The sequence below is a fragment of the Catalinimonas alkaloidigena genome (assembly GCF_029504655.1).
GTDB lineage: Bacteria > Bacteroidota > Bacteroidia > Cytophagales > Cyclobacteriaceae > Catalinimonas > Catalinimonas alkaloidigena.
In genome coordinates this window covers 2,355,777-2,380,537 of sequence record NZ_JAQFIL010000001.1, presented here as the reverse complement: position 1 = coordinate 2,380,537, position 24,761 = coordinate 2,355,777, and the positions used below count along the sequence as shown (strand labels likewise).

The following is a 24,761-nucleotide window of genomic DNA, read 5'->3' as shown; positions in this document are numbered from 1 at the left end:
ATGTCAAAATTAGTATATATAATATCCACCGGTCATTCAGGTTCGACACTCTTAGACCTACTGATTGGGTCTATCCCTGGCGTTTTTTCTACTGGAGAAGTCAGAAGACTTCCCTGGCAACTTGCACACAAAAACTTAGCAGAAAAATCTGTTGAAAATCAAAATATTTGTAGTTGCCTTAACCCATTTGATCAATGCGAAGTCTGGACACAGGTTGTTGAAGAATTAAGTGCCGAGGCAGGTTTCGACATTTTTGCACAACCTGACAGGTTTCCCATTAGTATGTTAATTGGTCATGAGGCAACTTATAAAATGACAACCAAAGACTATGCATACAATGGCTTGTACAAAAAAAGTCTTGCTCATCCTAATTTGCATTGGCTAGCCAAGCTCATTTATCAGTCTCAACTTGGCAGAATTAAAAATAATTGGAAACTTTTTGACGCCATTGAGAAAGTTACTGGAAAACAATTCGTAGTGGACTCAAGTAAAGACATAGCGCGCTTTCCTTTTCTGCATACCTATAGACCTGAGGACACCTACCTTATTGTAAACAAGAGAGACTCACTACGTTTTGCTAACTCTTATATTAAGCGAGGCTTGTCCCCCGAAAACAGCCTTAAGGCAAGATATGGTTTCTATAAAACAGTGTATAAAATCATAGAAAACAATCCTAGTATAAATTACATGGATGTTATTTATGAAGACTTGTGCGAGAACCCTTCATTATTAAGAAAAAAGATAGCTAACTTTTTAGGTATAGAACTGCCCTCATTAGATTATCAAATCAATACAAGAGATTACCATCTGGTAGAAGGTAACCCAATGCGCTATAGAGGAGAGCTAAACATCCGAATTGACAATAACTGGAAAAAAAGCCTCAGTGATGATGAGTTTGAAACTATAACCCAACTTTCTGAAAAGTATAGTATATAACTTTCGTGATTTACTTGATTAGACTTAATAAAAATGAGAATAAAGATAGTATTAAAACAACCCTATCCCATAGGGTTTGCTTCCACAAACCGGGTTCATCTGTATGCCAAAGGTATGGTAGAAGCAGGCCATGAGGTAGACATTTTTATACCTATACCTCCTTCCGAAAATAGTTACCTTAAAAATGATAAAGTAAAAGGTCACAATGAAGGCATCACTTACCATTATACTGCAAACCGCACTAAAAGAAGTACAAGCTTCATTGGAAGAAGGTTACACGATATTTGGGGAGTATTCAATGCAGGCATCCAATTATTTAGAGACAGAAGACACAGCCATGCTTTAATACTTATCAGCACTGAACCTTTTCACATACTTTTTTTCAGATTTATAGCAAACATTTCCAAATTAGTATATCTAACAGAATGCAATGAATACCCATTTGTATTTAATACAAGTGGGTCAATTAGGAGTAGTCGCTGGTTTCAAAAGTTCTACATTAAAAGACTAATTTCATTGTATGATGGCTTGATTGTTATTTCTAATAATCTAAAAAGTTTTTATGAGGAACAAATTGGAGACAAAGTATCTTATGCATTAATACCAGTACTAGTTGATTGTCAGGAATTTACAAGTATACCAGCCAATAAGGAGTCCTATGTAGCCTATGCAGGTAACCTTTCTCAGGATAAAGATGGTTTGTATACCCAACTTGAAGCTTTTGCTCAAGCCAGTCGAAAATTTCCTGAACTAAAGTTTTATATTATCGGTAAAGCACAAAGGCAACAAACCAAAGAAAAAGCAGATGAAATCATTAAAGAATTAAAAATTCAGGATAAAGTTATTTTTACGGGTTTTATAAGCCGGAAAAAATTGGTTTCAATCTTCAGGAATGCCAGTGCTCTTATGTTATACAAGCCTGATAGCATTCAGGCTGAATACTGTTTTCCCAGTAAAACCGCTGAATACCTAGCTTCTGGTTCTCCAGTAGTAACCACTTCTACAGGCGAATTAAAAAACTATTTAACGCATGAAATATCCGCTTTGTTGTCAGATCCAAATGATAAAGAGGCACTAGCCTCTAACCTGATTAAAGTGTTATCAGATGTCAATCTGGCAAAAAGAATTAGTGAAAATGGATATGAAATAGCTTCAAACAATTTTGATTACCATGTTCAATCACAGAACATCATAAATTTTATCAGTGAGCTGCGTTCAAAAAAAATCCCGAAGTACTCAAAAAAAGAAGCTAAAACTACTATTACCAAATAAATACATTTGACTTACTCAGTTGACATAAAAAAAGCGGTAAGGTTATTCCTACCGCTTTTTTTCATCCATAAAATTTATTGTTTTACAACTCTTCTACTATCAACCAGTTCCCCATTTTGATAGATACTTAAAATATAAATACCAGGGGTATCAATGTTGTATGTTTCTAGTTTTAATCCCTGATACCCTGCACTCAAGGTAAATGTTTCTTGAAATACAGCGCTTCCAGTAATATTAAATAGGCTTATTTCATACTCAGAATTCGTGCTTGAACTTAGTTCAATATTGATGTATTCATCAAAAGGGACGGGATAGATACTTATTATTTCATCCTCATGTACTTCGCTGGCAAGTTCATCATCAAGTGACTCAATTGCTGTTGTCTTGCTTTTCGCAGAAGTACTAACTCTTGCATTTTCAGGACTATTGGTATACAGTACATTAGATGGAATTAGTCTTTTTGAAGTACCAGGACCACTATATCTAACTTCTAATACCTGACCCGATACATTTTCAAAAAAGTCAACTTCTATCGCATGATAACCTGAACTAAGGGTTATAGAACCAGATCGCTCGCGTGGGCCATGCGTACCATCATTATCAACAACCTTAGACCCATTGATGTATAGTTCACTACCATCATCTGACGTAGTATAGAAGGTATAACTTCCGCTATTTTCTATCTTTATGAAGCCTTTGTAAGCAAAGCCAAATCGTTCTCCTCTCTCTCTTGGCGAAAGTGTAAAATTTGAAACTGTTCCTGTTTTACGAGCCTGCATATTGTCGTAATTCGGAATATTTGACCAACTACCTTCATAATATTCATAATTTAATCCGTTGGCTACATCATCCCCTGGTTCAGGTGCTGGACTAGGAGCGCTATCCACTTCTCTAAATAATACATTTGAAGGAATCAATTTTTTCGAAACTCCAGGACCGCTATACCTAACTTCTAAAACTTGTCCTCTTGTTCTTTCAAAGAACATCACTTCTATTGCATGATATCCAGAAGAGAGGGAAATTGAACCGGAACGCTCACGAGGACCATGCGTTCCATCGTTATCTACGACTTTTGATCCATTAATAAATAATTCGCTTCCATCGTCTGAAGTAGTATAGAAAGTATAACTTCCACTATTTTCTACCTTTATATAGCCCTTATATGCAAAACCAAAGTTTTCTTCCCTGTTTCTAGGATCAAGTGAGAAATTTGAAACGGTGCCTGTCTTCCGGGCCTGCATATTATCAAAGTTAGGAATGTTTGTCCAGCTACCTTCATAATATTCATAATTTAATCCGTTAGCTACATCATCTCCTGGTTCAGGTGCTGGTTCAGGTGTAGGATCTTCATCACCTTCTTCTCTAAATAACACATTAGAAGGAATCAATCGCTTGGAAATACCGGGGCCACTATATCTAACTTCTAATACCTGACCCGCAGTTCTTTCAAAAAACATGACTTCAATTTCATGATATCCGGAAGAAAGATTTACAGTACCTGATCTTTCTCTTGCGGGATGCACTCCATCATTGTCTACGATTTTTGAATCGTTGATATACAACTCACTTCCATCATCTGAGCTAGTGTAGAAGGTATAACTTCCGCTATTTTCTATCTTTATATAACCCTTATAAGCAAAACCAAAGTTTTCATCCCTGTTTCTAGGATCAAGTGAGAAATTTGAAACGGTACCTGTTTTCTTAGCTTGCATATTATCAAAGTTCGGAATGCTTCTCCAAGAGCCTTCATAGTATTCATAATTCAGACCATTTGCCACATCATCTACTGGTTCCGGATCAGGGGTAGGTTCTCCACTATCAGAGCTATTTACAGTGATAGTAATTTCATCTGATCCATCCTGCCCCTTGTCATCTTCTACAGAAAGTTTAAACTTATAGGTTCCAACAGATAAATTTGTAAGAGTAAGTTTTTCATACCCGTCTTCATTCATACTTACGCCGGGTCCTGATGTTTTATTCCAATCATAAGATGAGATTCTGCCATCATCATTTACATTGGCATCAATTACAATTTGGTTTTGCGGTAACGTATATGTTTTATCAGCACCTAAACTGACCGTTGGAGGATTGTCCGTAGTATTTGAAGCGCTTCCGTACTGAAAAGCACCTATATCTGTTTTCCCAGAAATAGATACACCAGCAATGCCTTCAGCAAAGCCAGAAATATTGATACCCTGATCAATTGCGGGAGAGCTAGATTTTAGCTTATAATTATCAGAGCCGTGATTTGAGAAAACTTCGGAAGCCGAGGCTCTTACGTCTCCACTGCTATTGTAACGACTTTCGCTTGTTCCTGAGATTAGCAAATTACTACTGGCACTTATTGAAGTATTAACATTGAGATCACCGTTTCGCCCCCATAAAATATTATTCTTTAAAGATATACCACTCGTATTGCCAATGTAAACAGCCTGTTTCTCAAGGCTCAATGCTGTATTGTTGTATATATCTATATCTGTACTTGAAGAGGGTATTGAAATGGCTTCACCTTTTACGTCGTATATCAGGTTCCCGTAAATTTTCATTTTATCACCTCCATTCGTAGTGATACCAACCTGTAAGCTTGAAGATGAATGTCTGAGATTATATACTTTATTATATCTAACAATTACATCTTCGCTGGTAACTCTGCCTGCACCTGCTTTAATACCATTTCCTGCAACTATAGACCCTGATGGAAGTGTGGAAATATCATTATATTCTATTATAATATCATTACCGCCAAAAAGATCGATACCATCATCTCTCCATTTTGTGATCTTATTATTCCTAATTACAAGGCCATTGAAGTCTCCGTATCTAGCAACAATACCATCATCAGTGGCATTCGATACAGTATTATTTTCTACTATTCCTCCAACTCTCATCCCCCCATGACCATATATACACTGGAAAAAACCTGAAACCTCATTTCCAACTACTTTTGTAGCACTACTCATTCCACCTTCTAACAAACCGGCATAAACAATCCCGCTATTACCGTCACTACCTTGCACTTTACAGTTAAAAATTTCGTTACCAACTGCATTACCTCTTACAGCTATACCACTTCTACCCGGAGGAGCAATTGCATGGATGTTTTCAACTCTGATATAGCTTTTAATCCTTATGTTAATCGCATAATCTCCTCCTCTAGGACTGATAATAGGCATGTTGCCCGAGCCATAAGCGCCAAAAGTAATCAACCTTCCAGATGATCCACTTGTGCCAGGTAAAAGTTCTTCATTCCAGCGATCACCTCTATTGAATAACACCTTGTCACCTGGACGCAAATTAGCGTCATTCACTTTTCTTACTGTTTTCCATGCTGAGGAAGTTGATGTCCCACTATTACTATCATTTCCCGAGTTTGATACATAATAAGTAGTTTGAGCATAGACAGAAAAGCTAAAAAATAAAAAAAATATTGTTAACCGAAGTGTAGTAAATTCTTTTCTCATGTTTTCGTATTTGTAATTTGACTTGACCAAGAATCATTTCTCAAAATCTTAGCCATACGATTCGAAAACATGTTTTAGTCCTACTTCTTAACTTAATGCAAAAAATATGAAAGGAATACAATTATGCTTTATCTAAGAATTTTTTTGAAATTTCATGTGGGTTAGAGACAAAAAGAATAATTAATCTAGATATAACTACTCAAAAAAATTGCAGACAATTATCTAATGCTGGGTTTCTCTTTTTTGTGTTTTATAAGAATGATAACAATAGTGCATCATTTTGAAAATAGTGATAATTGTCAATGATCGCATAAGTCGTTTCGCTAATTATAAGTCCAATAAAAGTTGTATTAATTATTTTTATTGCTGCTTATTATTGATCAGCTCTAAAAATATTATTATTAACGTGATACTTAAATGAATTATAGGATGGACCATTATTTAATCCATAGGAATCAAGGATTAGCACGCAAACATTTGCTATGAGTAAAAAAACGAGCGCTTTCCTCTAATTATATTCAAAAGATGGTGGTTGTAGAACAAAAAATTCATCAACTGAAGGTAGCAGTCAATGAATTGCTAATTTCATTTTTACACTTATTGACAATCAATTTATACTTACCAGCTTTCGTTTGGATGATTTCGTTTTCATCAACTAGTTTTATTTCAAATGGGATCTCCCCTACCTTACTACTTATTTTGGCTCTTAAAAGGTTTTGATCTTCATGCGTAAAGTTTTTGCATGGCACTACGTTTACGATAAATGAATTTGGATTTGATTGAACAAGTTGTGTAAACTTAATATTTTCTACACCCTTTAGGGCTCCGCTCATACGTCCCACCTTAGTACCATCATAAAATGTGAGTAGATCATCTTTTCTGCCTTCTATCCCCAGAATATTACTTTTATGACTATTTTCATCATAACCGAAATTGATTACATCATCCGCTTCATACCTTATCAATGGGAAGTGATCGTTAATGAGTCCAGTTGTCAGTATCCGATTATCTTCATATTGATTAATTGAATAGAGTGGAGCTTCATAATATTTTTGTTGCTCAATTTGTTCCAATGCAATAGTTCTTTCTGCATTTCCGTACCAATCATATACTTTACTACAAAAAACTTGGCTTATTTTATTTCTTTGAAATTCATATAAAGTCTCTGAAGATGTGAACACATAGTTAACCGGAAATGATTTATTGATAGATTGAAACATATTACACAAGGTTTCCATAGAGCTGGGATAGGCATAGATCGCATTGGGCCTGAATACTTTGATTTTCTCATAATACCACTGTGCGTTTCTCTCCTTTAAACTGAAGCTTGATAAATAGAGTGTATTGGTAAATTTATCAAAACATTCTCTGTTTAAAGCATCTAAATCTCCTCTTAGAGAGATCGCTCTCATCCCTGGTTCATGTCCAACAAGACTCCTTTACGCCCATAAGTATGCGTTTTCCTCTATCACAGCACCGTAATTACGGAATACTGTCAATGGTGTGCCAGAGGTACCACTGGTATAACCTTTAGTTAAAAAAGATTTTCCGGAGGTTAAAAACTCATTGCAATACTTCCTGATATGCTCCTTTCTAATTACCGGAAGGATATTCAGGTCATCTAAACTCTTGATTTTCTGTATATCTATTCCATAGTCATCATAATATTTTTTGTAAAAAGCTGACTGTGAATATGCCTTATTGAGCAGTCTTAGAAACCGGACATTACTTAGCTCTTGCAATTTGAGCGCATCGGTTTAATGAAGTGTTTTAATTGCCTTTAGCCTCGCTTTAAATAAATAATTATATCTAAGCAGGTAGTTTGAGAAAAAGCTTTTCATTTTCGAAGAGTTAATGGATTATATTATGCTACAGAAATATTTTCAAGTGAACAGTCTCAGCAGGCCTATTTTCTCTGTGAAGAATTAATTCTAATTATACAAATGAAGGGGTTTAGTTCACTAACATAACTTTTTATTTATAAAATTTCATCAAATACTTAAAATATGCTTTTTATCTTCAATTGTATTAGTTGACACTGATAAATATAAAAAATAACAAAAAAATAACAAAAAATATTATTTTATTACTATAAAATTTTATCAATTTAGACAATGAATTTATGAGTATTTAAATAATTATTCTTTTAGCTGTTATAATTATAAAAAATCAAAGTATACATCATTCACTACTTAGTCCTTTCTATTTCTCCTATAAGAGCCATTTCAAACTGAAAATCTTCTTTTAATGAGTTTATCATTTTAAGATTATACCAAACCCTTTTGCTTAATAGTACTTTTTCGGGGGATTGAAGCTATTGTACAATTGGTTATGAATTATTCTATATTCTTACAGCGTAATAATATTCCTTAACGTTAATGAATAAGACAGCATTATTATGAATGAATAATATCAGCTGTAATTGAAGCTAGCCTCTGATGCTTCATTCCCCTACTTTCTAGCATTTAAGCTTACTACTCTCTTGTAAAACATGCATCGCTAAAAGCTGCCCTTAGATTTCCCCTTAAATAAATCTGTGCTAATGGCTCTTTGCTTGATAGTAATCTCTTCAAATGAAGTGTATTACTAAATGATAATTGATATGCAGCGTATTTTACAGAGCTACAAAGTATTATTAACATTAATATTTCTGGTTCAACTTTCTATTTCAGGTTTAGCACAACCTTCTATAACCAGTGCAAAAATATTAGATGGAAGAAGCAACTTTTTAGAAGTGAGCTTCAGTGAGAATGTACATGTTTCCAATGCCGATGGCTTCAGACTGGTCGGTGGAGCTGCACGTATCAAAAGCCTTCTCGGAGGAAGTGGATCCAATCAACTCATCTTCTCGCTCACCGATTTTGTCCTCCCCGATGATGAGTTCTCTCTGCTGCACTGGCCCGAACTCTCGGATGCCAGTAGTAGTAGTGGAAGGCTTCCTGCCTACAATAATTTCTCTGTTGACAATCAGGCCAGGGCCTATCACGGGAAGGGCAATCAATGGTTTGTCTCTACCTCAGGCAATGATGGCTTCAAAGGGAACTCACCACAAGCTCCCCTTCGTACCATTGATAAAGCCCAGAGCCTTGCCCAGCCCGGAGACTATATCCTCTTGAAGAGAGGCGATAGCTTTGCCAATACTTCTGTCATTATTGCTAAGTCCGGTACGGCTGACAACTACCTCTCTTTCTCAGCTTATGGTAACGGCCCTAAACCTGTTCTGCAGCATGACTCCAGAGATATCTTTACGGTAGAGGATCGAGACTTCGTCCTCATTGATAACCTGCACCTTAAAGTCAGAGGAAATGGTGAAACCGGGGTATATATTATGGGAAGTAGTAAGTATACTGTTGTGGCCAACTGTAGAATTGAGGGGATTGGCAGTCCCCATCATGGCATCAACTATGGTAAAAATGATGGAAATAATAAGACTGTCGTCTCTCCTTTTTTGCTCAATAACTTTATCACTGGATTTCGCTGGAACATCCGATCTTCTGGTTTTCCCTACGATGGGACGCATGAAGTCAGAGGTGGGTTAATTGAAAATAATGTCTGTGCTGATAACAGGGCTACCAGTGATGGGGATGGTATTAGTGCGCAGAGAGGAAAATACTTCGGTCTTATCATCAGAAAAAATGAAATCTATGGCTATTATGATGATGGAATTGACCTGTTTTCTGCTGATAATGTGATCGCAGAGTACAATACTGTACATAGTCCGCTGCAACCTGCTACTTCCGGGCAGGGTATCAAGGCTGGGGGATTAACCCGTGCTGATATCATTAAAGGCCATCAGTCTACCAATATTACCATCCGTTATAACACGGTCTATAACCTCTACAACAAAGTAAATAATGATGGAAGCCATAATGGTATTCAAACCAATAGTGGCTCCAGTGGTAAGGTTTACGGAAATGTAGTCTACGATGTGAAAGGCCATGGTATTGTAGTCAGTGGGCCTATTCAGCAGTGGGAAGTCTATAACAACACTGTAGTCAATGCCGGTGATGCGGGTATTAGGGTCTGGACTGACGGTAGCCAGGATTATAATGTTAAGATCTACAACAACATCCTGCAAGGCAAGAAGGGGGATATCGTGGTCTCTACAAACACCACTAAAAAGAATGTGGATGGTAAAAATAATATCCTGCTCTCTGGCACCGCTTCAGGTAATTATTCTAAGGGAAAGGACATTACAGCCAAAATTAATGAGATTCTGATTGATCCCAGTAAGGATAATTATAATGTTAAAAACCACTCATCTATAAAAGATAAAGGGGTTGCTATTTCTGAATATACAAAAGATAGAATGGGCACTTCCATCAATAATCTTCCTGATATAGGTGCCTATGAGTATACCAATGGAGAGGTTGTAAACATACCTGAATCACCAGAAAGCCCTGAGCCTGATCCAAGTCCAGATCCTGAGCCGGTGGATTTGTTATCAGCAGTTACTGTGGACAATACCACATCCGGAGTTATCGCTCACTACTATGAAGGTAGCTGGTCTGCTACTCCCAACTTTAAACAACTGGCTCCTATCAAGTCTGAATTAAACGATAATTTCAACATTGAGGCCAGAGAAAGAAATGATGAGTTCGGCTTCTTCTACACGGCTTTCATCAATGTTCCCGAAGATGGTGAATACGAATTCTTCACTACTTCTGATGATGGTTCTATGCTCTACATCCATGATCAGCTCATCGTTGATAATGATGGTACACACTCCTCCAGAGAAAGGTCAGGGACCATTGGACTTAAAAAAGGCCTCCACCCTATCAATCTTTCTTTCTTTGAAAAAAGTGGAGGGGAAACGTTGATTGTGAAGATCAAAACACCTTCAGGGGACAAAAGAACTATCAAAGACAGTGAGCTCTTTGTCAGCAATGATGATATCCCTGCTCAGCCTGAGCCAGAACAGCCTTCACTGACTAAGGGTGTAAATTATCACTATTATGAAGGTGATTGGAAACAAATACCTGACTTCTCTAAACTCACTGCCGTAAAATCAGGCACACTTGCTAACTTCTCCCTTGAACCCAGACAGAATGATGATTATTTCGCCTTCCGCTTTGAGGCTATGATTCAGATTGATCAAGCGGGGAAGTATACCTTCTTTACCAACTCTGATGACGGTAGCCAGCTTTTCATTGATGATGCATTGGTAGTTGATAATGACGGATTAAGACCTGCCCAGGAAGTTGCCGGCACTGTTACCCTTGATAAAGGTTTACACAAAATTACTGTCTCTTACTTTGAAGGATATGGGGGGGAAACGCTGGATGTATGGTTCCAAGGGCCTGGAATCAATAAACAGGCTATTCCCAATCACCTTCTATATTTAAAGGGTTCAGAGCCACTTCCAAATCCAGAGCCAACAGATTACCATGCGCCAGTTACTGTGGACAATACCACATCCGGAGTTATCGCTCACTACTATGAAGGTAGCTGGTCTGCTACTCCCAACTTTAAACAACTGGCTCCTATCAAGTCTGAATTAAACGATAATTTCAACATTGAGGCCAGAGAAAGAAATGATGAGTTCGGCTTCTTCTACACGGCTTTCATCAATGTTCCCGAAGATGGTGAATACGAATTCTTCACTACTTCTGATGATGGTTCTATGCTCTACATCCATGATCAGCTCATCGTTGATAATGATGGTACACACTCCTCCAGAGAAAGGTCAGGGACCATTGGACTTAAAAAAGGCCTCCACCCTATCAATCTTTCTTTCTTTGAAAAAAGTGGAGGGGAAACGTTGATTGTGAAGATCAAAACACCTTCAGGGGACAAAAGAACTATCAAAGACAGTGAGCTCTTTGTCAGCAATGATGATATCCCTGCTCAGCCTGAGCCAGAACAGCCTTCACTGACTAAGGGTGTAAATTATCACTATTATGAAGGTGATTGGAAACAAATACCTGACTTCTCTAAACTCACTGCCGTAAAATCAGGCACACTTGCTAACTTCTCCCTTGAACCCAGACAGAATGATGATTATTTCGCCTTCCGCTTTGAGGCTATGATTCAGATTGATCAAGCGGGGAAGTATACCTTCTTTACCAACTCTGATGACGGTAGCCAACTTTTCATTGATGATGCATTGGTAGTTGATAATGACGGATTAAGACCTGCCCAGGAAGTTGCCGGCACTGTTACCCTTGATAAAGGTTTACACAAAATTACTGTCTCTTACTTTGAAGGATATGGGGGAGAAACGCTGGATGTATGGTTCCAAGGGCCTGGAATCAATAAACAGGCTATTCCTGATAATATGCTGTTTACGAATACCAACCTGAGAACTATTTCTTCTCAAAAACACCTGAGCACTCAGGCTGTTACAGAAGTAACAACGCTCAATGAGGAATTAGCAAACAATAAACTGTCAGTTTTGGCATATCCGAACCCTGTACATCAAAAGTTCACAATAAGCGCTAATCTCTTTTTAAGTGATATAAGCATTGCGCTAATTGACATGCAAGGGCATAAAGTATTCAGTAAATCATCGTCTCAACTCAATAATTCGTTTGAGGTAGATTTATCGGGTTTACAATTACAAAGAGGTAAATACATTTTGTTACTCTACTCTGAAGGAAAGCTGATTTATAAAACCAACTTGTTAAAACAGTAATCAGGCTATTTCTTTGCTACTAAAAGCGATCTTTTTTAGGAAGATCGCTTTTTTTTATCTCAAAAAAGTATATCATATGTTTTAAAACCTGACGTATTGATATTCTATAAATTGAAATATTTATTATTCAGATATACTGTTGCATTTTGCTGTTTTTTATTGACGGGATCTGCCTATTCACAACCTCAGATTAGAGAAGCAAAAATATTAGATGGAAGAAGCAACTTTTTAGAAGTGAGCTTCAGTGAGAATGTACATGTTTCCAATGCCGATGGCTTCAGACTGGTCGGTGGAGCTGCACGTATCAAAAGCATTCTCGGAGGAAGTGGATCCAATCAACTCATCTTCTCGCTCACCGATTTTGTCCTCCCCGATGATGAGTTCTCTCTGCTGCACTGGCCCGAACTCTCGGATGCCAGTAGTAGTAGTGGAAGGCTTCCTGCCTACAATAATTTCTCTGTTGACAATCAGGCCAGGGCCTATCACGGGAAGGGTAATCAATGGTTTGTCTCTACCTCAGGCAATGATGGCTTCAAAGGGAACTCACCACAAGCTCCCCTTCGTACCATTGATAAAGCCCAGAGCCTTGCCCAGCCCGGAGACTATATCCTCTTGAAGAGAGGCGATAGCTTTGCCAATACTTCTGTCATTATTGCTAAGTCCGGTACGGCTGACAACTACCTCTCTTTCTCAGCTTATGGTAACGGCCCTAAACCTGTTCTGCAGCATGACTCCAGAGATATCTTTACGGTAGAGGATCGAGACTTCGTCCTCATTGATAACCTGCACCTTAAAGTCAGAGGAAATGGTGAAACCGGGGTATATATTATGGGAAGTAGTAAGTATACTGTTGTGGCCAACTGTAGAATTGAGGGGATTGGCAGTCCCCATCATGGCATCAACTATGGTAAAAATGATGGAAATAATAAGACTGTCGTCTCTCCTTTTTTGCTCAATAACTTTATCACTGGATTTCGCTGGAACATCCGATCTTCTGGTTTTCCCTACGATGGGACGCATGAAGTCAGAGGTGGGTTAATTGAAAATAATGTCTGTGCTGATAACAGGGCTACCAGTGATGGGGATGGTATTAGTGCGCAGAGAGGAAAATACTTCGGTCTTATCATCAGAAAAAATGAAATCTATGGCTATTATGATGATGGAATTGACCTGTTTTCTGCTGATAATGTGATCGCAGAGTACAATACTGTACATAGTCCGCTGCAACCTGCTACTTCCGGGCAGGGTATCAAGGCTGGGGGATTAACCCGTGCTGATATCATTAAAGGCCATCAGTCTACCAATATTACCATCCGTTATAACACGGTCTATAACCTCTACAACAAAGTAAATAATGATGGAAGCCATAATGGTATTCAAACCAATAGTGGCTCCAGTGGTAAGGTTTACGGAAATGTAGTCTACGATGTGAAAGGCCATGGTATTGTAGTCAGTGGGCCTATTCAGCAGTGGGAAGTCTATAACAACACTGTAGTCAATGCCGGTGATGCGGGTATTAGGGTCTGGACTGACGGTAGCCAGGATTATAATGTTAAGATCTACAACAACATCCTGCAAGGCAAGAAGGGGGATATCGTGGTCTCTACAAACACCACTAAAAAGAATGTGGATGGTAAAAATAATATCCTGCTCTCTGGCACCGCTTCAGGTAATTATTCTAAGGGAAAGGACATTACAGCCAAAATTAATGAGATCTTTGTCAATCCTGATGATAAAAATTTTAGTCTTACAGATAAATACAAAATGCTCATAAGTATAGAATAATTAAAACACTTTAGCATTACTTAAACAGAATTGAATATACCTTAAACAGAAATATTCTTAGTACGCCCTTCAGTGGTAATATTGTTATATATATTGAGTATTCTCTGTTTTACTATTTCTGAAGAAAAATTCTCAAGCGCCTTTTTATGATTCAGTCTGACAGTTTTATCATAGTGGTCATCGTCAGAAAGATATGACATTAACATTTCGGCAAATTCTTCTGAATCTTTACTATCCGTAAGTAAGCCATTATCACCATGGTTTACCGCATCAGCGATTCCGGCATTATATCTGGACACGATTGGCATTCCATAAAGCATTGCCTCTAAAATGTTTGTGGGCATTCCTTCGCCATAATAAGTCGGAAACAAAAATATATGAGCATCATGAAGAATTTTTTTCTTTTTGTCGCCTTTTATATAGCCCGTAAAAGTGACATTAGAAATATTTCTTGTTTTAACCATTTCTTTTGCCTCTTCTAAAGCGCTACCATCACCAGCGATAATTAACTCCAACTGTTTGTCTTTTATTTCTTTTTGTAAACTTTCAAAGGCTTCCAATGCTATAAATACACCTTTTTCTTTCACAATACGAGATAAAAATAAAACCTTGATCTTATCACTTTTCCTATAATCAATTAACTTGTCTTCTATAGAAAAACCTTCTAAAAAAGAAGTGTCGGCTACCGTACTCTCAATCCAGAACTTTGTTTTTTTAGGGTCACACCCAAGAGAAATTAATTTTTCTTTAAAGTAATTGCTTAGTACAATGATGTGTTTACACCTTCCAAATGATTTAGAAAAAATTAGTTTATAGATGTAACGCTTTTGTATTTTATTCTCAAACTCATCAGACCACCCATGAAAAAAAACTAAGGTTTTTTTATTAAAGAAATGTGCTATCATGAGGAACAAAGAGTCTCTTAGATAGGATTTGAAGTTTAGTGATGGATTGATATGAACCAGATTAATATCCTTTTTGATTAGGATATTGATAAACAAATAATAGTTCTTGATTAATCTCCAGAAAAAACTTCCTAAATACTCTTTTTTGTCGTTACTCACGAAAAAATAATCTACACCATCGTTGGAATGTAGACCTAATGCTTCGTAATAATTGCTTACCCCACCCGGCACACGTAAATCGGGAGTGAGTACTAATATTTTATGACCCATTAGAAACTATAAGTTTGATTCTACTATTTTTATAAGATTTTCTTCTAATGCTTTTGCATTAAACTCTTCTTCATAGGCTTTAAACGCCTCTTCCACGAAACAGTTTAAGTCATACTCTCCACGATCAATCTTTTCTATAATTTTTGGAATGTCATTTTCAGGATCATCGTACAATATTCCGGACTTGTTATTAACGATATATTCTCTAATCGCAGGAAAATTAGAAGCAAGAATTGGTTTTTTGTGCCTCATGTAAGCAAGCAATACCATATGTCCGGAAGCACCTGCATCAGGATCCTTCATAGGAAGGATACATACTTTTGAATGCACCACTAAAGATTCAAATTCGGTCTTGTCGATGTCTTTCTTTATGATAATATTACTGGGGATATGCTCTAGCGATTTAAGATCTTCATTGAGTTGAGAACCCACAATGATAAGGTTTTTATCAATGTGTCTGAATGCCTCAATGAGCGTTTTGTAGTTTCTATTGGTGAAACCTCCTGCAAAAAAATAATCCTCAAATGGAGGGACATAATCAGGGTCAAACAACTCAACGGGATTTTTCCAGTCTCCCAGTTTTAAATAAGCTAGCTTTCTCTCAGGTATACCCAACCTCTCAGCATATAAAGGGATTTCATACATTGAATTGAGAACCATTACTTCATGCTTTAAACTAAGAGCGTTCAGTACTACCTTGAAAATTTTATGGGCTAAATCTGAATGTATAAAAAAGCCAAACCAGAGTAATTTTTTATATTTTATGATTCCTAATTTAATAAGTAATTTGATCGTCAATGCATTGAAACCCGTAACTACTATTACATCAGCATGAGATATTTTTTTTATATTTCGTATGACGAATAAAACATCACTCAAAAAAAATAAAATTAACTCTTTTCTAGTCTTTATCCCTTTAGATGTTTCACCATTATTAATTTCTTGAAAACCATACCGACCAACTAATATTTCAGTTTCGTGACGAAAAACATTTTGTCTACTTCTTACTATGATTTTTTTCATTCTGATCTAAACTTAAAATTTTAAGTAATCTTCAAATACTTTTTTTGAGAAATAGAATTAAAAATAGGTTGGAGTAGTGTATGGATAGCTAATTTTTAAGCTACGGATGAAAGCAAAAATAAACGAAAATTAATAGGCTGAGTCATTACAAATTAAAAAATGAAGCATTGTTTAAATCACCGAAGCAGTTCTTTGCTCTGATGAGTTTATATTATTGATAACCAATTTATACTTTCCTCTTTCTGTTTTGATAATCTCTTTTTCAGTCACGGTCGAAACTTTGATTTCAATTTCATTACCTATGAACAATTTAATTTTATCTAAAATCTTAAATTTAGTCTTCTGCTCGTAAGACTTAGAAGGCACAACATTAATTTGAATATTAGTACGCGTATTTTGAATAATTTGCGCAAAATCAATTCCATTAAGACCTTTAAATACTAATCCTAACCTTACAACTTTTGTACCATCTGGTAACTCAATTGCGTCATCTACTCTTCCAATAATTTGCCGAACTTTACCCGAATTTTGATCTGGTATCAATACATCATTTACTTGATAACGAATCAATGGAAACGAGAAATTAATTAGACCTGTTGTAAGAATATGGTCATCTTGGTATTCGTTAATTGAATAAAGTGGCAACTCATTGTATATACCTTCTTTATTTTCTTCCAGTGCTATGCTTCGTTCTGCGTTACCATACCAATCAACGACTCTAGCATTAAATACCTTTTGAATCTTTTCTCTTTGAAACTCATATAAAGTTTCTGAAGACGTAAAAATGAGAGGCACATCAAGGAATTTGTTTTTTTCTAACAAAAAATTAGCTAGTATCTCAACAGAACTGGGGAAAGCATATATCGCATTAGGTTTGTAAGAAGCAATTTCTTCATAATAATCTTCGGCAGTTTTTTCACTCAAACGGTAGCTGCTTAATAGTTTAGTATGAGAAAATGGATCTAACTCCATAAAAATATTCCTATCAAGGTCTGCTCTTAATGCCACGGCTTTCATTCCGACCTTATGGCCAAACTTTTCTCTATGACACCAAATATATGCCTCTTCTTCAATAATAGAGCTGTAACTTCTATAAACTTTAAGGGGTGTTCCCGATGTGCCGCTTGTGAAAGCAGTTTTATGGAATGATTTAATACCTATTAAAATGTTTTCTACATTCTGTCTTATATGATCTTTAGTGATAATTGGAAGCTTATTTAAATCAGAAATATTTTTAATGGTGTTTATATCTACACCATGTTGCTGATAAAAGCTTCTATAAAATGATGAGTTTGCGTACGCATACTTTACTAACTTTAGAAACTTATCATTTTGTAACACTAGCAGTTCTTCTAAGTCTAACTCACTGTGAACCCTCTTAAGTCTCTGTAAGCGATACCAGAAAAAGAGATTATTTTTAAGAGTATTTCTAATAAACTGCTTGTATAACCTTTTCATATCAACTCATCATAAAGCTCCAACAATATTTCTTTTACACTATCAGGAAAGTGTTTATCCTTAACTAATTCGTAAGAATTTTTACCATATGTTTCTAATAAATTTGAATCATCGATCAATTCTATTAAAGCGGTCTTTAATTCTTCTAGATTACCTGGTTCAAATAAAGTTCCATTATATCGATCATGTACAATTTCAGGTATCCCTCCTACAGTAGTAGAAATTATTGGCTTTGCATATGACATTGCCTCAAGAATTGATATTGGTAGACCTTCATTGTAAGATGGTAGTACGTAAATATCAGATTCTCTCAGAATTAAGTTTTTTTTCTCTCCTTGAACAAATCCAATATACTCAACTATCTCTGTTAAATTATGAATCTTAATATACTCTAATAATTTATCAACCTCACCATCTCCTCCTACTCTTAGACGACACCTAGTCTCAAAAAAGCTTTTATTATCAGTGAGTACTTTGAGTAAATCAAAAATACCTTTTCTATCTCCGATTCTTCCGAGGAACAGTAAATTGATAATTTTTTCTTGAGTATTAAATTCATCTAAATATGGTTTAGAATTTAAAACTATTTTTGAAGGTTTTGCAACAATGTTAGGTACAATTTTGATATGAGGAGGGTTAAATTCGTTTTCAAAAAAGTCTTTCCACCATGCTGAGAGGACAATCAAACAGTCAGATTGATTGATTATTCGCCTGACCCTTTTCTTTATAAATGGAGAGGCACTGCCATAAAAAAGATGATATCCTGCACCATGGATATGATAAACAACTTTTTTACTGAAGAATTTTTTTGCTATTAGAAAAAACACAAATTTTCTGTAGAAGCTACCTTTTGAAGCTCCGTGTATATGTACAATTTTAATTTTTTTACTTACTAAGAGCCTAAATGAAAAGATTAGGATAATAAAAGGGAAAGATAGAGCCGTTAAAAAAATATTAGAAGAAGTGGTGCTTGGTAAATAATGAAAGTTTTTGATTGACCTTTTATACTCAGTGATTACCGCTGAAATTCCACCTTTCCAATACTTATAATGCGGAGCGATGTATAAGACATTATCAAAAATATCATGCTTCATTGGTATAGACATTATGGATAAAGACAATGCAAAATTATCATAAAAAATATTTAAATATTTATATTTAAAATTGAATAAAAAAATAGGGGAATATTTATATTATATAATATACTTCCCCTTAGTAATTTAAGAAAATGGATTCTTTAAGGCTTTTTTCTTTGTCTTGGTATAATATCCTTTATCATTACTCAAGTAACCATAACCGTACTCTCCGCTATGCTTTACGTCATTAAACAATAGATAAAGGTTTTTGATTTTGTTATTCTTATACAAATCATTGATTCCTACTAAAATATTTTTGTTGGTATACTTATAACGGACAACAAATAAATTAATATCAAAATGTTTAATTAACACAAAATAATCAGCGACATAACCGATGGGAGGTGTCTCAACAATTATTTTATCATAACGTTGCTTCAAAGCATCAAATAGCTTTTGCGTATTGGATGATTCAAATAGTTTAGTCGGATCGTCTTGCGGTGAACCAGGCGCAATTATATCAAGATTACGAAATTCAGTAGGCTGTATTACATTATCAAGAGTAGCAAATTCCTGTAGATAATCCGTTAGTCCAGGTCCTTTTAAATCAAAATATTCATGAATACGCGGTTTTCTCAAGTCGCCACAAATAAGCAAAGTTCTTTTTCCGGAGTCAGCGAATGTAGCCGCTAAATTTGCCGAGCAGAAAGTTTTACCTTCTCCACTGATAGAAGAGGTAATTCCGACAACATGATCATTACCCTCCTGATGGAAATATTGTAAATTGATCCTTACAAACTTGAAAGATTCTGCAATAGCTGAATTAGGATATTTTTTAAGCACAACTCCTGCATCTTTTGGCCCATTCGCAATCATGCCAAGTAAAGGAACCTTAGTCTTGTTTTCAAGTTCATCTTTATCGCTAACCCTATTATCCAAGTAATCTGATACTACGATGAACGCTAGAGGAAAACTAAGTCCTAAAATAATTGCAGCGAACATGAACAAAGCTGGTTTAGGCCAAACCGGACCATTCCCCTTAACTTCAGCACGTTCAATGGTCTCTACATTCGTAGTATTAGTAGCTAGAACAACTTCAGCTTCAGCTTTCTTTTCCATCATTGCATTATACTTCTGCTGATAATACTGATAATCACGCTCTAATACTGTGAGTTGTCTCTCATTTTGAGGTAATGAATTTGCTTCAGACCGGGCTTGATAAATTTCTCGGTTAAGCCTGCTTTGTGTTGTAGACAATGATGAAATAATACCAGAAATATTATCTTTTATTGCTTGTCTCAAATCTGCAACGTCTCTTTCCAACTGGGTTACCAATGGGTTAGAGTCAGTTGCGTTATACTTCATCTGTTGTAAACGGGTACTCAGCTGAATATAGTTGTTAACCAATTGATTAAATATAGGGTCAGATATACCCACTGCAGCTGGAGCTACTATTTTATCTGCCTGAGATTCGCTATTTAATGAATTAAGTGTGTTCCTATAATACGACAATTGATCATCTACTGTAGCTTTTTCCTGTTCCAGTCTATCTAAACGATTGTATAAGCTGTTTTTGGCATAATCTACATCCAAGAGACTTGAGGAAGACTTAAATTGTTGTAAGGCTAATTCTGCCTTTTTCAAAGAATCAGACAGCACAGCAATTCTTTTGTTGATAAATTCAATTGAATTTTCTCCTTTAAGATTCTTTTTGGCTAACACATTACCAGCATAGGCATCAATAAGTGAGTTGATGAATGCCTCTCCTTTAGATGGAATATTAATTTCCATATTAAGGTTTACAACTCTTGCATTCTGATTTGTCTCATCAACTGGTGTAGCTGACAACTTATTTTTATAACGCTCAACTAATGCTTTATGGGAATTAATTTTAAATGCCAAGTCATAATCCTCCTGACTCAACATTGAATTAGGATCAACCTCAATTACTATATTTAAATACTTAGATTTTAAACTTTCTCCTAGCTTTACATTTTCTGAGAATGATATCTCAGGAATAATTCCCGAATATTCGTTAGTTGAAAAATTATAAGCTCTAACTTCTTCTCCATGCGCCTCTATCTTCACAACATCCTCTGACACAAATGATACATATAATGGTACACCTACGAGTTGAAATTCAGCGCTATCAATTTTAATCTTAAACGGAAAATCACTGTACCTTTCATTTAACCAGGACTCCTTCATGAAAGATGGCCAGAATTTTTCAATTGTAAAATATGACACTTTGAAATCAAGGTCTTCCAATGCTGCACTTATCATCCTATCAGAAGTAAGTTTTGCTATTTCGTTCGTTAGAGCGATCTTTCCTTCATCTCTTGCATTCGTTCTGTTTCCTTCATTTAAAAGTTCGCCTACTTCTGTAGATCCACGCTCTCTGTCTTCAAAAAGAATACTTCCTTGAACAGCATAACGCTTCTCTGAAAACTGGCTATAAATGACGGCAATGGTAAGAAAAGCTAAAGTGCTCAAAACGAACCAGTACCATTTAGACTTTATTTTATAAAGTAATGGTAAAATATCTGCACTACCTTCATTTACTTTTTTAATATTTTCCATCGTTAAGAATATTTGTTATCAAGGAGTATTGTTTCTGATATTTACATATGCGTTTACAAATAAAGCGAGAGTCGTAAGCGCTGAGAAAACAATTGTCAATGGTTCTAAATTTGATCTTTTAAGTTGCTCTTTATTGGGTTCAACATACAGTACATCATTTGGTAACAAAAAGAAGTATTTTGAGTTCATCAATTCCGAATCTCTCAAGTCTAACATAATAACTTCAGACCCATCACTGGTCTGACGAATAAGTTTAATATCATCTCTGCTACCGAACTGAGTGATGTCACCTGCCATTGCCAATGCTTCAAGAATATTAGCTTGGCCATTGTAAATCAAATAATATCCAGGACTTTTTACTTCACCTAAAACTGAAATCTTAAAACTTACTAATTTTACTTCTACCGATGCATTGTTTAAATACTTATCAATTTCAGTCTGTACTAATGTCTCAGCTTCATTAACAGTTAGCCCATCCACTTTTACCGTCCCAACGATAGGAATATTGATGAATCCTCTGTCATCCACTGAATATCCTGCTAAATAAAGATATGCAGGGTTTACATTCCCATTTACTAATTGACCGTTGTTTTTTGAAAACAAGGCCGTAGTTGTAGGATCCGGGTTTCTAACATCAATTTGTAATACATCATTAATTTGAATCCTATACTCCGGTCGTCTGTTTTTTATTGTTGTCGGATACTCATTGTTAAACTCACTATTTTGCAGATACACAAGTTCTTTTTTAGAATAACACCCATTAAGTAACAAACTCAAGATTACTAAAGCTCCACACCAAAGTGAGTAATTTCTTTTTTTCATCCGGGAAAAATTATACACAAGTAATAAAATATTTAATTATTCTTATCTATTCTATACAAAAATAATCATAAAATGTTCATATGAAAATTATTTGACTTAAAAAATCACATTATTTCCATAATTATTTAAATAATGATATAATTAAACTTACAAAAAGTTAATTATTAATTGTATTTGTACAATATTTATCAATAAAACACAGAATGTAGTGAATTTTCTTTTATTGAACCTGAAAGTCAGCGAAGCAATAGGGTTGTAATAAATACATAAAAAAATCACATATTATAGATGGATTATCTCAAAAATGAAGCCAATGTACTATTATATAATTTATTGGCTTCATTTAAATCCATAATGTGTTCTTGATCTATTTCAAAGGTTTCGATTTTTACTTTTCCTATAGAAGTAAATGGAACAGATAAGGATGAAAGTGTGGATTCAAATTTTTCAACATTGCTATCAGTCACACTTACCAGCACACGTCCTTGTCCTTCACCGAACAAAAAAGCATCTTTTCTAATATTGGCATCAGTATGAATAGAAAAGCCTAGCTTGCCCGAGATAGCTGATTCTGCTAATGCGATAAACAGTCCACCATCAGAAATATCATGTGCAGACGCAATAAGCTTTGTATTAACAAGTGTTTTTATGGCCTCTTGCGTATTATATTCCTCTTCTAAATCAAAATAAGGAGCAGGTGATGACTTTATACCGCAATAACTATAAAGATACTCTGAACAGGCTATATCGTCATTGACCTGGCCGATGAGATACAGCTGATCATTCTCATTTTTAAAATGCATTGTCATCTTCTTGTCATAGTGATCAAGCAGGCCCAGCATACCTATGACCGGAGTAGGGAATACCGCACCGCCATCATTGGACTGATTGTAAAAACTCACATTTCCTCCGGTCACGGGAGTATTAAACTTTTCACAGGCTTTCTTCATACCCATAATAGCTTTCACAAATTGCCAGTAAACTTCAGGGTTATAGGGATTTCCAAAGTTAAGGCAGTTGGTTATGGCTACCGGCTCACCTCCTGCACACACAATATTCCTGGCTGACTCCGCGACTGCTATCGCACAACCTTCTTCCGGATTGGCATGCACATAGCGGCCATTACAATCCACAGTGACAGCTATAGCTTTTGAAGTACCTTTGATTCGTACTACAGGAGCATCTGAAGGAGCATTGGTAGTAGTAGTGCTGGTCCCAATCATGGAGTCGTACTGCTCAGCTACCCACTGTCGTGAAGCAATGTTAGGATGACTCAGTAAAAATTTAGCAACTTCCGCATAATTGGGCTGGGGAATAGTTTCAGGGTTAAATTTCTTGTGCGCTTCAAAATAGGCAGGCTCTTTATATTCTCTGTGGTAGACCGGTGCGCCCCCACCCAGTACAAGATCATGAGCAGGTACATCCGCTACTAATTCTCCATCCTGAAAAAACTGTAGCTTTTTATTATCTGTTACCTCTCCTATCTGGGCACAGTTTAAATCCCATTTTTGGAAAATATCCAGTACTTCCTGTTCTCTGCCTTTGTTCACCACAATCAACATTCTCTCCTGAGACTCAGAAAGTAAAATTTCAAACGGCAGCATACCTTCTTGCCTCAGTGGCACCTTGTCCAACCAGATGTCCATGCCATGTGCTCCTTTAGCACTCATTTCTGAAGTAGAACAAATAATCCCTGCTGCGCCCATATCCTGAATACCAACCACGGCTCCGGAAGCAATTACCTCTAAACTCGCTTCAAGCAATAGTTTTTCCTGGAAAGGATCCCCTACCTGTACTGAAGGCAAATCATTTAAAGAGTCTTCACTAATGTCTTTAGAAGCAAAAGCCGCTCCGTGAATACCATCCTTACCAGTGGCTGAACCAACGATAAACACAGGATTACCTACTCCATAAGAAATTGCTGAAGCGGTTTTATCTGTTTCTACGATTCCAGCAGAGAAAGCATTTACTAATGGGTTAACCTGATAACAGGGATCAAAATAAAGTTCTCCGCCTACCGTTGGGATTCCAAATGCATTTCCATAATCTCCAATGCCTTTAACCACCCCCTTTAGCAGCCACTGGGTCTTTTTATTACTTAAATCTCCAAATCGTAAAGAGTTCAGCTGCGCGATCGGACGAGCCCCCATGGTAAAAATATCACGGTTAATGCCCCCCACACCGGTAGCTGCTCCCTGGTAAGGTTCTATAGCCGAAGGGTGATTATGAGATTCAATCTTGAAACTACAGGCCAAACCATCGCCAATGTCTACCAGGCCTGCATTTTCTTCTCCAGCTTCGGCCAGCATTCTTTCAGATGATTTTGGTAATTTTTTGAGCCAGACAATAGAGTTTTTGTAAGAACAGTGCTCCGACCACATTACTGCGAAAATACTTAGCTCGGTGAAGTTTGGCGTGCGTCCTAATATTTCATTAATTTTTTGATATTCTTCTTCTAACAAGCCCAGATCAAGGGCGGTCTGTACGGTTGTGAGCTCTCCTTTCAACTTTTTGCCTTTTTTGGTGAATGATGGCGCAA

Annotated in this window: 14 protein-coding genes; 4 read left to right on the top strand and 10 right to left on the bottom strand. The window is 36.2% G+C overall.

What is annotated here, in order from left to right:
- Nucleotides 1–936, top strand: coding sequence for a sulfotransferase (locus OKW21_RS09760; RefSeq protein ID WP_277479234.1), 936 nt, complete (start codon nt 1–3; stop codon nt 934–936).
- Between the two features lie 33 nt (nt 937–969).
- Complete coding sequence (locus tag OKW21_RS09755) at nt 970–2,208, top strand: glycosyltransferase family 4 protein (RefSeq protein WP_277479233.1); 1,239 nt, start codon at nt 970–972, stop codon at nt 2,206–2,208.
- Nucleotides 2,209–2,282: 74 nt separating this feature from the next.
- Here the strand turns inward: OKW21_RS09755 and OKW21_RS09750 are convergent, their stop codons facing one another.
- The 3 genes from OKW21_RS09750 to OKW21_RS09740 all read right to left on the bottom strand — a co-directional run bounded on the left by OKW21_RS09750 (nt 2,283) and on the right by OKW21_RS09740 (nt 7,411).
- Nucleotides 2,283–5,669, bottom strand: a complete 3,387-nt coding sequence (locus tag OKW21_RS09750) for a PA14 domain-containing protein (RefSeq protein WP_277479232.1) — start codon at nt 5,667–5,669, stop codon at nt 2,283–2,285.
- Between the two features lie 551 nt (nt 5,670–6,220).
- Nucleotides 6,221–6,889, bottom strand: a complete 669-nt coding sequence (locus OKW21_RS09745; RefSeq protein WP_277479231.1) for a hypothetical protein — start codon at nt 6,887–6,889, stop codon at nt 6,221–6,223.
- Nucleotides 6,890–7,108: 219 nt separating this feature from the next.
- Nucleotides 7,109–7,411: a phenylacetate--CoA ligase family protein gene (locus OKW21_RS09740; protein ID WP_277479230.1), complete on the bottom strand. Its 303-nt coding sequence runs from the start codon at nt 7,409–7,411 to the stop codon at nt 7,109–7,111.
- Between the two features lie 860 nt (nt 7,412–8,271).
- Between OKW21_RS09740 and OKW21_RS09735 the strand changes: the two genes are divergently transcribed.
- Both OKW21_RS09735 and OKW21_RS09730 read left to right on the top strand, forming a co-directional pair.
- Nucleotides 8,272–12,303, top strand: a complete 4,032-nt coding sequence (locus OKW21_RS09735; protein ID WP_277479229.1) for a PA14 domain-containing protein — start codon at nt 8,272–8,274, stop codon at nt 12,301–12,303.
- Between the two features lie 159 nt (nt 12,304–12,462).
- Nucleotides 12,463–14,088 carry a right-handed parallel beta-helix repeat-containing protein gene (locus OKW21_RS09730; RefSeq protein ID WP_277479228.1) on the top strand — a complete coding sequence of 542 codons (1,626 nt, stop codon included), beginning with the start codon at nt 12,463–12,465 and terminating at the stop codon, nt 14,086–14,088.
- 41 nt (nt 14,089–14,129) lie between these two features.
- Here OKW21_RS09730 and OKW21_RS09725 read toward each other — a convergent pair whose 3' ends face one another.
- From OKW21_RS09725 to purL, 7 genes are all read right to left on the bottom strand, one after another.
- The gene (locus OKW21_RS09725; RefSeq protein ID WP_277479227.1) at nt 14,130–15,263 is read right to left on the bottom strand and encodes a glycosyltransferase family 4 protein; all 1,134 of its coding nucleotides are present in this window, start codon (nt 15,261–15,263) and stop codon (nt 14,130–14,132) included.
- Nucleotides 15,264–15,269: 6 nt separating this feature from the next.
- Nucleotides 15,270–16,286 carry a glycosyltransferase gene (locus OKW21_RS09720; protein WP_277479226.1) on the bottom strand — a complete coding sequence of 339 codons (1,017 nt, stop codon included), beginning with the start codon at nt 16,284–16,286 and terminating at the stop codon, nt 15,270–15,272.
- A 171-nt stretch (nt 16,287–16,457) separates the two neighbouring features.
- Nucleotides 16,458–17,744, bottom strand: coding sequence for a phenylacetate--CoA ligase family protein (locus OKW21_RS09715; RefSeq protein ID WP_277479225.1), 1,287 nt, complete (start codon nt 17,742–17,744; stop codon nt 16,458–16,460).
- Nucleotides 17,741–18,838, bottom strand: a complete 1,098-nt coding sequence (locus OKW21_RS09710; RefSeq protein ID WP_277479224.1) for a glycosyltransferase family 4 protein — start codon at nt 18,836–18,838, stop codon at nt 17,741–17,743. Before OKW21_RS09710 ends, OKW21_RS09715 begins: the two co-directional genes overlap by 4 nt.
- Before the next feature lie 126 nt (nt 18,839–18,964).
- Complete coding sequence (locus OKW21_RS09705; RefSeq protein WP_277479223.1) at nt 18,965–21,400, bottom strand: GumC family protein; 2,436 nt, start codon at nt 21,398–21,400, stop codon at nt 18,965–18,967.
- 18 nt (nt 21,401–21,418) lie between these two features.
- Nucleotides 21,419–22,222 (bottom strand): polysaccharide biosynthesis/export family protein, encoded by an 804-nt coding sequence (locus OKW21_RS09700; RefSeq protein WP_277479222.1) that lies wholly within the window; start codon nt 22,220–22,222, stop codon nt 21,419–21,421.
- A gap of 293 nt (nt 22,223–22,515) precedes the next feature.
- Nucleotides 22,516–24,729, bottom strand: a complete 2,214-nt coding sequence (purL, locus tag OKW21_RS09695) for a phosphoribosylformylglycinamidine synthase subunit PurL (RefSeq protein ID WP_277479221.1) — start codon at nt 24,727–24,729, stop codon at nt 22,516–22,518.
- Between the last annotated feature and the right edge of the window lie 32 nt (nt 24,730–24,761).